Source organism: uncultured Gimesia sp., from assembly GCF_937919775.1.
In the GTDB taxonomy this organism is placed as follows: Bacteria; Planctomycetota; Planctomycetia; order Planctomycetales; family Planctomycetaceae; genus Gimesia.
Window position 1 is genome coordinate 1 of the sequence record NZ_CALFPF010000186.1, and the last position, 4,633, is coordinate 4,633.

The window sequence follows — 4,633 nt, forward strand, 5'->3', positions numbered from 1 at the left end:
CGGATTAACTTCAGCGACACCAGTTTCCATCCAGGGATGTGAAACTCATACTTATCTGGAGGATGATGTCGAGACAGCCGAACATTGGCTGTCCCTGGTTCGTCCGCAGTGGGTCGTGTATTGTGGCGTTGCTGCTAACTCTGCCTGGTCTGTCGATCCGGCAAAATTTTCTATAAAGGACCCCGTAGTAGCGGTCCGCAACTGGGTAAATGCTGCTGAGCTGCATTCGGCCCGCTTTACACACATCTCATCCGATGCCGTTTTTACCGGCCCCTGGATGTTTCATGAAGAAGACTGTCAGGGCTTTTGCGAAAGTCAACAGGCGACTCTGATTCGTGCCATCGAACGTGAAGTCAGTCTCTGCGATAATACATTGATTATCAGAACCAATGTATTTGGCTGGACACCGTCGGCTTACGGACAAGGCGACGTTGAAGAATTGGTACACGCGCTGTCATCGGGTTCGTTTAACAGCCTCGACTGCTATCGACATGCGACTCCGCTGTTAGCGACAGATCTGGCTGCAATTATCGAACATGCCTATCAGGAACGCCTGACAGGAACGTTTCATGTGGCAGGTGGCGAACGCATCAGCCCGCTGGAATTCGTGCAGCGTCTGGCAAAAACATTCGGACTGACCGTACCCGCATTACCTCGCGCAACGGTGTTGAATGAATGCTCAACCGGTTTTGCCAATGGTGAAACGTCATTGCACACACGTAAAATCCGACGTGCCTTGAGTATTTCCATGCCGATGCTCGATGATGGTCTGCAAAGACTGTTCGATCAGCAGCAAAATGGTTTTCTGAACCGTTTGAATAATGAACATGCCAGACAGTACGAGCAGGAAATCGCTGCTTGATTTTTAATCAGACAACGAACTGAAACAATGAAAACCCCTTGTGTGATGGCACAAGGGGTTTTGTTTTTTTCCGTTCAGAGAATTTTCAAGCCAGAATTTTTTCAACCACCTTGGCATGATTCACACCGATCAGTCGCTGATCCAGTCCCTGGAAACGGAATGAGAGGCGTTCGGGATTCAGGCCCAGCAGATGTAATATGGTCGCATGCAAATCATAAACGGGGACTTCATCTTCGATCACATTGAAGCCAAAATCATCGGAACGTCCGATCGTGGTGCCCCCTTTGATGCCTCCGCCGGCCAGCCACATCGTAAATGCATTCGGGTGATGGTCGCGTCCGTCGTTCCCCCCCTGCACCATCGGCGTACGTCCGAATTCCCCCCCCCAGACCACCAGCGTATCTTTCAGCAGGCCGCGCTGTTTGAGGTCTTTGAGCAGCGCCGCCGACGCCTGATCGGTGGCCTGGCAGTTACTCTTCAAACCGCCGACAAGACCGCCGTGCTGATCCCACGATTCATGGAATAACTGGATGCAGCGTACGCCTCGTTCGACAAGTCGGCGGGCAAGCAGGCAGTTATTGGCAAACGAAGTCTTGCCCGGTTCGGCTCCGTAGAGTTCCAGCGTCTGTTTTGTTTCTCGTGTAATGTCCATTACATCCGGCGCACTGGCCTGCATACGATACGCCATCTCGAACGAATTGATCCGCGTGGCAATTTCGGGATCGCCCACCTGATTCAGATGATTCTGATTCAAGGCTTTTAACGCATCAAGCGAATCGCGCTGCAATTGCCCGGAAACTCCGGGTGGATTTTGCAGATAGAGCACGGGTTCCTGACCGCCGCGGAACATGACGCCCTGATGCACGGTAGGCAGAAAACCGCTACCCCAGCAGGAACTTCCGCCGCTCGGACCTTTATTACCGGAACTGAAAACGACAAAACCCGGCAGATTTTTTGATTCACTGCCTAAACCGTAAATGGTCCACGCTCCCAGGCTCGGTTTGCCGAAGAGCTGCGAGCCGGTCAACGCCTGAATCTGCGCGGGCGCATGATTGAAGGCGTCGGTTTTCATGCTCTTGATAATGGCGATGTCATCCACGACTTCCGCCAGATGTGGCAGGAGTTCCGAGAGTTCCGCACCACATTCGCCGTGTTTTGAAAATTTGAATTTGGGTCCCAGAAATTTGGAATTCGGATCGATAAAGGCAGCCCGATACCCTTTCAAAAGTTCTTCGGGAGGCAGTTTACCGTCGAATTTGCCTAATACCGGTTTATTATCGAAGAGTTCCAGGTGGCTCGGTCCGCCCCCCATAAACAGGAAGATAATATTTTTCGCCTTGGGGGCATGATGTGGCTGTCGGGGGGCCAACGGGTCCTGCAGTGCTGCCGTTTCCGCGGGGGCGGCATGACCGGATTCCTGTAACATCTGCTGGAGCGCGATGGCCCCCACGCCGAGACCGCATTGCTGCAGAAACCAGCGACGCGCGATAGGATGTGCCGGGTGGTTGAACTGGTTCATGATGTTTTACCTGTTTTGATTCTGAAATCGAAAAGAGGATGATGTTCGTCAATTTAATATTTTGCAGGACAGACCAGAATAGAGTCTTCCTGTCGCCGGGTTATTCTTTCGTAATCGTTTCATCCATATTCAACAGCACGCGCGACAGCGCGACCCAGGCTGCGAAATCGGCGGTACTTGTATCGGTCGTTTTTTTCGTAGCGGAAATCTGTTTGGCTTCTTCCGGGTGATCGGCAAAGTAGCCGCGTTGTTTTGTCAGGAATTGTGTCAGCACCTGTTTCTCGGCTGCGGAAGGCGGGCGTGAAACACAGCGGCGAAACGCGGTCACGGTGCGTTGCTCGTCGGTGAGTTCTTTTTCAGCCAGTGTTGTTTCCGCGAGGCTGTGGGCACATTCCATGAACAGCGTTTCGTTGAGAGTGGCTAGTGCCTGCAAAGGCGTATTGGAGCGGGTCCGTTTGACCGTCGAAATATCGCCGTTGGGGGCATCGAAGGCCTGCAGCACAGGATAGGGAACCGAGCGGAAGCGGAACGTGTAAATCGCACGGCGGAAGCGTTCGTTATCATGGGCGATTTTCCAGGTTTTCGGTCCGTAACTTGCCGGTTTCTCAAACAGAAATGCGGGGGCTGGCGGATAAACAGAAGGCCCGCCCACTTCCGGATTGAGCAGGCCGCTGGCTTGTAACGCGATGTCCCTGACAAGCTCCGCATCCACGCGATAACGGGGGCCACGGGCGAATAAACGGTTGTAAGGATCTAACGCATAGAGTTCCGGGCTGACGCGTGAGGACTGCTGATAAGTTCGCGAAGAGACGATCAGCGTGTGCAGTTTTTTCAGATCCCAGCCCTGATCCATAAACCAGACCGACATCCAGTCCAGCAGTTTACGATGCGAGGGGGCTTCGCCTTGCGAGCCCAGGTCTTCGCTGGTGCTGACAATGCCTTTGCCGAAATAGGCCTGCCAGACCCGGTTCACGATGGCACGGGCCGTCGTGGGCGATTTTCGATCGACGAGCCAGCGGGCAAAGGTCAGGCGGTTGACGGCAGTCTCCTGAGGCAGCGAATTCAGAAAGTCGGGGACTCCCGGCTGGACGACCTGTTTCTGCTTGAGGAAGTCGCCTCGATCCAGCAGGTGCGTTTCACGGGGCGCAGGCCGTTCCTGATAAACCAGTTGCGTGGCTCCCTGAGGATGCTGCTGCCAGAGTGTTTCGATCTCTGCATTTTCCGCTTTCCATTCGGGAACCGTGGTGCGCCAGAAACTGAAAACCTGCTCCTGCTGTTTTGCTGTTCTCTGTGACGCAGGTATTTGCAGAATGTGTCTGACAGCGTCGGGAACCGGATCGGCTTTCGCATTTTCGGAAGTGCTGCAGGAGATACGGAAGCGTCCCAGATTCATCGTCTGGTTGTCATCGCTGTTCCAGCCGCCATGCATCTGCACGAGACTGATTTTCAATTTCGTGCCTTCAGGATAACCAAACGGTTTTTCCGCACGAAAGACGGCTTCGCGTGGTTGATTGAATCGCCCCGGTCCGGCATCGATGCCCCAGGCTGTTGTGTTATCGCCGTCAATCGCATACGCGACCGGTCCGATAAAACCACGCACCCCTTTCTGGTCTCCATACTTCGGGGGGAGTTCCTGCCGTTCATTGCTGAAGTCGGCGGTCGCTTCGGAAAATTTCACACTGGTGGTCTGTTTGGGGTCTTTCACACTCTCCGCCGTGAGTTTGATGTCCGTCAACGCGCACAAGCCTTCGACTGATCTTCCGGGGCCGCCTGCGGGCAGGTTGGGATGATTCAACAGTTCCACTCTGATGGCTTTGATCTCGGCAGCGTCCACTTTGGCTTCGAAATTGGAAGTGAATTTGGAAGGGGCGTAACCTTGTGCCAGCTGCGAATGATCGGGCTGTTCGAAATACCGCTGTGAGTTACTGTCGGTATTGATGAGCTTCATGACGGTCCACTCAGGCTGGTTCTGTTGCACCGTCTGTTCCCAGGCAGCCATTTGAGCAGACCAGTCCGGCAGGCGCGTTTTGAGCGTCTGTTCGATGGCTTGGATTTTCTGCAGGAGTTTCTGGCGTTGCTGCTGCTCTTCATCGGTGTAACCGCGAATGCTGGCTTCATATGAGTTGTTGATGCAGGCAAAAATCTGATAGTAGTTTTCCTGCGTCAGGGGATCATATTTGTGAGTATGACATTGGCCGCACTGCAGTGTGAGTCCCAGAATACTTTTGCCGATCGTATCCATCCGGTCGAAC

3 protein-coding genes are annotated in these 4,633 nt (G+C 53.6%); 1 reads left to right on the forward strand and 2 read right to left on the reverse strand.

The window, feature by feature from the left end; translation table 11 throughout:
• A partial coding sequence (locus Q0294_RS04995) for a sugar nucleotide-binding protein (RefSeq protein ID WP_299461544.1) occupies positions 1-862 on the forward strand: 862 nt, incomplete at its 5' end.
• 85 nt (positions 863-947) lie between these two features.
• On the opposite strand, the gene Q0294_RS05000 is transcribed toward Q0294_RS04995, so the two are convergent.
• Together Q0294_RS05000 and Q0294_RS05005 are read right to left on the reverse strand one after the other, a co-directional pair.
• A complete protein-coding gene (locus Q0294_RS05000; RefSeq protein WP_299461546.1) occupies positions 948-2,381 on the reverse strand; it encodes a DUF1501 domain-containing protein in 1,434 nt (477 codons plus the stop codon).
• Positions 2,382-2,481: 100 nt separating this feature from the next.
• The coding region (locus Q0294_RS05005) for a DUF1553 domain-containing protein (RefSeq protein ID WP_299461548.1) at positions 2,482-4,633 on the reverse strand (2,152 nt) is incomplete at its 5' end.

Coding starts and splice junctions, on each gene's coding strand:
- Q0294_RS05000 (WP_299461546.1), bottom strand. CDS start 2,381: ATGAACCAGTTCAACCACCCGGCACATCCTATCGCGCGTCGCTGGTTT.